The organism is Mesorhizobium sp. CNPSo 4688 (assembly GCF_057784295.1).
Map to the genome: position 1 here is coordinate 1 of NZ_JBWLUY010000062.1, position 4,964 is coordinate 4,964.

The 4,964-nt window shown below is 58.2% G+C and carries 7 protein-coding genes and 1 pseudogene; 5 read left to right on the top strand and 3 right to left on the bottom strand.

The window, feature by feature from the left end; genetic code table 11:
- The 4 genes from AC04SH_RS34615 to AC04SH_RS34630 all read left to right on the top strand — a co-directional run.
- The coding region (locus AC04SH_RS34615; RefSeq protein ID WP_488578069.1) for a hypothetical protein at window positions 1-184 on the top strand (184 nt) is incomplete at its 5' end.
- Between the two features lie 127 nt (window positions 185-311).
- On the top strand, window positions 312-617 hold the full coding sequence (locus AC04SH_RS34620) for a hypothetical protein (RefSeq protein WP_477345648.1): 306 nt from the start codon (window positions 312-314) through the stop codon (window positions 615-617).
- Between the two features lie 65 nt (window positions 618-682).
- Window positions 683-865, top strand: coding sequence for a hypothetical protein (locus AC04SH_RS34625; RefSeq protein ID WP_477345647.1), 183 nt, complete (start codon window positions 683-685; stop codon window positions 863-865).
- A 353-nt stretch (window positions 866-1,218) separates the two neighbouring features.
- Window positions 1,219-1,419, top strand: coding sequence for a hypothetical protein (locus AC04SH_RS34630; RefSeq protein ID WP_477345646.1), 201 nt, complete (start codon window positions 1,219-1,221; stop codon window positions 1,417-1,419).
- Window positions 1,420-2,172: 753 nt separating this feature from the next.
- On the opposite strand, the gene AC04SH_RS34635 is transcribed toward AC04SH_RS34630, so the two are convergent.
- The 3 genes from AC04SH_RS34635 to AC04SH_RS34645 form a co-directional block, all read right to left on the bottom strand.
- Window positions 2,173-2,373 (bottom strand): hypothetical protein, encoded by a 201-nt coding sequence (locus AC04SH_RS34635; protein WP_477345645.1) that lies wholly within the window; start codon window positions 2,371-2,373, stop codon window positions 2,173-2,175.
- 71 nt (window positions 2,374-2,444) lie between these two features.
- A complete protein-coding gene (locus AC04SH_RS34640) occupies window positions 2,445-2,744 on the bottom strand; it encodes a DUF1236 domain-containing protein (protein ID WP_477345644.1) in 300 nt (99 codons plus the stop codon).
- A gap of 327 nt (window positions 2,745-3,071) precedes the next feature.
- Window positions 3,072-3,287 (bottom strand): hypothetical protein, encoded by a 216-nt coding sequence (locus AC04SH_RS34645; RefSeq protein ID WP_477345642.1) that lies wholly within the window; start codon window positions 3,285-3,287, stop codon window positions 3,072-3,074.
- Window positions 3,288-4,057: 770 nt separating this feature from the next.
- On the opposite strand from AC04SH_RS34645, the pseudogene AC04SH_RS34650 reads away from it, so the two are divergent.
- Window positions 4,058-4,371: pseudogene (locus tag AC04SH_RS34650) on the top strand (low affinity iron permease family protein); the annotation flags it as partial.
- Between the last annotated feature and the right edge of the window lie 593 nt (window positions 4,372-4,964).

Consider the following 4,964-nt stretch of genomic DNA (forward strand, 5'->3'; position numbering starts at 1 on the left):
CTATGACTTTGAAGCGGCGAAGGCCCGGCTGCGCGTGAAGCGTGCGGAGCGTTCGCTTGATCAAGCAAATCAGGCTTTGGACGACGATACCGGCGTTTGTCTCAGCCTTGCGATGCTCTGTAGTCGCATCGGATCCGACCAGCTGCGCCCTAAGGATGATCCCCTTAAGGATGATCCAAAGTAGCGCCTGGTGACGCCACAATACTGACGTGGCACTTGGTCTCAACTTGGACCTTGCGGTCGCAAGGAGGAACAAAAGTCCGGCAGCTATGTTTACCCAGCGAAGGGCAAATTAATTCGGAGAACTGAACGTGAAAACCACCCTGATTCTGGGCGCTATGGCCCTTTGCCTGGTCGCGCCAACGGTTGCTTCGGCGGCTTCGGTCGTCGTGACAACGAAGCATCACCGCCACCACCACAAGCCGGCGATTGTCATAAATGAGGACGGCCAGCGGCTCCATTATCGCAAGCACGGCCGGGAAGCTTTCTACGATCACGGCAAGCGCCATTGGCACGGCAAACGCTATTGGAAGCGGAAGCACCGCTCTGACGACGTTGTGGTCATCAAGCGCGATGATCGCCCCCATCGCCATCGTCACGTCATCATCCAGAACTGATTTCCGTCCACTGCAGGCCCGGCTCTGTGAATGAGCCGGGCCGACGGGACAAAGGAGTCTAGTCCATGACACCGACCTTTCCTCTCAACCCTGAAATCGCCAAGAGCGGGCCGATCTATCGCCAAGCCCGGCTCGCATTGCTGGAGCACGTACTCGAGCGGAGCATGGACGAAACCGACGCGGCCGCCCAACAGGTCGAGCGAGATATCGCAAGGCTGACTGAAGCAACTGCGCCCTCGCGCCATTAGCCGCGACGCTCTGTGATGCTTTACCTCAAATCGGTACTCAGGGAACTTCTGCCCGCCTGGCTCGTGCGAAAGACGGCCGATGTGGATGTGCGTCCCATTGAGCAGCAGCCGCCAATCCGCGACCTTGTAGGCGCTGCGCCACCGCAGCGGTATCGAGGCGCCGTGCCACAAGAGGGGCGGCGCTTCTCACGCTGATACCGTTCTGGCTTGGTTTTCCCGCTTATCAAAGCTCATCTAGAGCGCGCCAGGATGTTTCGGACGTTCGAGCACCTGCCACTGTCCGCCGCGGGCTGTTCGAACGCCTCGGTTCCTGGCGACGCAAAGAGCATCTTTCATCTTGCCGACCAAGCCGTGTGTCGAAACGCACGGTCGGCCAATATCGGAGCGGCCCGTCGACCAACTGGTTGAAGGCAAAATGCTATGCAATCGGCGAATTCGATCTTCTCGGCATAGAGCGCGAGCCCGGAAAACCTGCCTTTGCGCTGATGGCTGATCGCAAGACCGGCCGCTATGTCGGCAGCGCTTTCATCCACTCGAGCCGTGCTATCCGCTAACGGAAACGCGTCCAGGGGCATGCGGGACGGCGCCGAAGGGCATGAACCGGCCGACTACGGTTTGCGGCAATTACCGACCTTGCCGATCAGGCTAATAAGGCGGCCGAAAAAGAGGGCATCAGCCTGGAAGAGATGACCGAAGAAGTCGGCAGCGTGTTCGACGTCATCTTCGATGCGATGCAGAACCGCTCCAGATGATTTCGAAAGGACTCGCAGTCAGCGGTTGCCGGCGCCTGTCAGGCCTACATTCGGCAGCTACGCTCAGCAACCAACCGCTCCGGCGCTCGTTAACTGGTTTAACCGGCACACTTCGCCTCCCTTGCCCGCCCGTTTCCGCATTCGGGCGGGCCTTTTTAAGCGTACCTTTTTTAGCGTTGCCTTTATGGTCCGCTTACCGTGAACGCGCATCCTTTTATGGCGCGGCGATGTTTCAGTACGGCGCAGCTCAGACAACAACTTGTCGCTCTTTGGACCCCTGGGAGCGACGAGAACGAGGTCGCAACCAACATCTTCAACGTTCGTTGACTCGCGCCGGTTGATTCCGGCTACTCCATACCAAACTGCCCGCTGCCGCATCGCGGTGGCGGGCTTTTTTTGTTGTATTAGCGGAACGGCATATAGGACCGTAGGTTGTGTACGCGGCAGCACTGCTGCTGGCCAAGGGCCGCAGACTTGGCCGGGCCCGCGTCCCGCCTTGGTCGCGGGCCTGCATCTCGGCCTGCGCGTGTGGCTCTTGCGCATGTGTTGGCATGGCTATTCAAGAGGATCCGCGAGGAACGAAGCGGCAATCAGATCGTCGCCGTCGATGCGGCCCCGACCGCCATCCATAATGGCAGCGACCTTCTTAAAACTATGAATTTCGCTATCTGTGATTTTAGCTTCCAGCATGCGCGCCTTGAGATTAGCGACGCGCGTGCCCAAAGCGTCGGATTTTCTAGAGTCATGATTCGACATGCTGATACTCATCCTTGATGGTCTGCCCGTCGCCATTGAAGGCGACGGGCGTTTACTTGATGAGGCGAAGGTCAGTTATAGACCTTGATGATCTTCCGGGTGCCCGGATCGACAAGAACCGTTCGGTTGTCGACCACTACGTAGCGATATTTGACGTTGGGAACTTCATGGAGTTCGACTGTATCGGGCAGAGCTGTGCCGACATTGAGTTCCACCCCGGGAAGCTTCACCGACGCCAGCGGCTGTTTCTTTACATACTCTTGGATGACCGTGTCCTGTTCGGGCTGGATGATGATGTCCTCGGCGGCAGCAACGCCTACACCGGCCAAGAGAACAAATGCCGCAGCGGCGGCAGAAAGGTACATTCTCATGGTTTCACTCCTCGTTGAGATCGGCGCCGACCGGACTGGCCGGCGTCCGGGGAACCAAACCTTGTGCCGGGGCGAACGTTCCATCGCCGGGCTTCAGTCGGACATGCCGGTCCGACTTTGGTCCTGCAGGCAAAAGCAATAGTCCAAGCATGAATTCCCGACGGAACGGCCCCCAATCCTGATTGTTGTCCCTTCGAAAAGTGGGAGAAAACAAATGGATAAGAGTGTTGGCCAAGCGTGGTGGTTGCTCGCGACAATTTTCGCCACAGCCGTCACCTTTCTGGTGATGGGCATGGTGCTTGGCTGACATGTCGTGGGGCGCTTCGCTCATGCAACCTTGGGAGGTTTACTATGGATCGGCGATCCTTCTTGACTGCAATGTTCGGCATCGCCGGGGTAGCGGCCCTTGCAAGTACTGTCCGACCCATCAACGCGATGGCCGGTGTTCCAGTCGCCGGAAATGGCATTCTCGATGAACTCGAGACGCCAAAGGCCGATGCTTTTGACGAAGATGCACAGGCAGAAGTGCAGCAAGTCTACCATCGCTACTGGCATCGCCGCCGACACTATCGCCGGCGCGGCTGGAGACGGGTTTGCCGGAGTTACTGGCGGCATGGCCGGCGTCGCGTCCGGTGCTATCGCAGACGGCGTCCTGCGGTCGTCTTGCGATTCTAGCTAGTGACTGTTGCCCCATGGCCCGTTCCTGGCGCTTGAGTCGGAACGGGCCCAGTTTCGTGAGTAATGAGGACATTGGCCATCGCGGGACCGTGGCTACGCGGACGGCCCCCAAATGACAAATCATTTGCGGGTTGCTGGACCGGTACTGTGACGGCGAGACAAACACTTGCAGTCAAGCCGGCTACATCTGGCAATCTGAAGGGCGGCGCTACTTCTCGTCACGACCGGATGCTCGGCGCCGGAGGTTTCCACCGAGTTTGGCGTAAGCGCACGGCCTCCAAATACGCTTTTGCCGCATGGTCGCACCTATGTCTTGATGGACCGTTCGTGTGGAGAATGACCTCAGCCGCGTCCTTGGAAAGCCCGTGCTTCTCCATGAAGGATTGGAGTTGATAAGGGTAGGTGTCCGCAGGGGGGTCACTACTGGGTTTGCGTCCTGGCATGTGTGTCATCTCCGCCGGCGGAATTTCTGCGTTGAACACGCGCGTGCCCGGAAGGTTCCAGTGGCGGGAAGCGTTTTTTGGGGCTGGTTTAGGTTCGCTTCCCGATCCCGACCTGCTTGCCGGCGGATCGAATGCAACATTTGTGATAGACGCTGACGGCCGCAGCCACAGAAATGGCTGGAGGTGCCTTGAATGAATCGATTCCCGTTTTCCGCAGCTGACTTCCTGTCACGCCCGCCCGGCCTCTATGTCTTGGTCATTGCGATGGTTCTGTGCATGCTGTTGGAGCCATTCCGCCTGACGAACGCGATGCACTTTCGGTTGCCGCTACCATCATCCCTGGTGTGGTGCTGATCCGAGGGTATCGCGACACGGCCGCCATCCATGCGAAATTGGACGAAATCATCGTAGTGCTGAACGAAACGAGAAATGATGTCGTCGGGCTGGAACACCCAGATCCGAAAGAGATCAGAGCCAAACTGGCGGCGATCGAAGCAGAAACCGCGGCTGGCGAAGCGGCAGCTAAACGCAAAGCGTGGGCGGCTGCATCGCAGGCCATCCTCAAAGGACCGTTTGCGCAAAGAATGACGTCTGCTGCCCGTACTCATTGGGACTTCTTTCTTGGAGGGAGATCTAAGCCGATCCGCTGAACCTCGGCGAAAGAGCGAGCGTAGAATTCGCTCTCATAGCTGCTGATGCTTGCCTTGCCGTCTCGCACGCGGACAAACCGCTCGCCAAGGCATTCGGTGATCTCAACGGAATCTGGACCTGGGTCCGGGGTGACTTCAACCCTGGCTTTCTATCCCTGGCGGGGCGAAAGCACCTGGTTGGCTCCCAAGCGTCCAATGCCGGTGGAAGCGGACGAGTTACGACACACCCTTAACAGCATGATCGCAGCATCATTTGTTACGCGGGTGGCCGCATTCCACTTCGTTCACGAAGGGTGCCAACGTCGTTCTGACGTTGGGGAAGCACATCAGCGGAACCTAATAAACGTCGTCAGCTTATCTTCTGATGAGCACCCGCGGCACCGACTTTTTGTACAAGTGGATTTCGGCCAACGTCCCCGAGACCGTCGGCGCTGACATCATCTCTGTTG

Coding starts and splice junctions, on each gene's coding strand:
- AC04SH_RS34625 (WP_477345647.1), top strand. CDS start 683: ATGACACCGACCTTTCCTCTCAACCCTGAAATCGCCAAGAGCGGGCCG.
- AC04SH_RS34635 (WP_477345645.1), bottom strand. CDS start 2,373: ATGTCGAATCATGACTCTAGAAAATCCGACGCTTTGGGCACGCGCGTC.
- AC04SH_RS34640 (WP_477345644.1), bottom strand. CDS start 2,744: ATGAGAATGTACCTTTCTGCCGCCGCTGCGGCATTTGTTCTCTTGGCC.
- AC04SH_RS34645 (WP_477345642.1), bottom strand. CDS start 3,287: ATGGTAGACTTGCTGCACTTCTGCCTGTGCATCTTCGTCAAAAGCATC.